Consider the following 219-nt stretch of genomic DNA (forward strand, 5'->3'; position numbering starts at 1 on the left):
TCACAGGAGCAGCAGACCAATTCATAGGCCCACAGGATCAGTTTGAGCGGCAGATGGCGCCCGATGTCGGAGAGCACCTGTACCCGTTTGCGGGTGATATCGGGGTGATTGGCGCGGCGCGGCATCAAGGATTTATCCCCTGGGATGACGATGTGGATATCGCCATGACCCGGCGGGATTACCAAAAGCTGAAAAAGATTGCCAAGAAGGAATGGGCAG

1 protein-coding gene is annotated in these 219 nt (G+C 56.2%); it reads left to right on the top strand.

Translation table 11 applies throughout. The annotated features are described in order from the left end of the window. Positions 1-53: 53 nt before the first annotated feature. The coding region (locus H6B10_RS18475) for a LicD family protein (RefSeq protein ID WP_430661802.1) at positions 54-219 on the top strand (166 nt) is incomplete at its 3' end.

Source organism: Gemmiger formicilis (assembly GCF_016901605.1).
Taxonomy (GTDB): domain Bacteria; phylum Bacillota; class Clostridia; order Oscillospirales; family Ruminococcaceae; genus Gemmiger; species Gemmiger formicilis_B.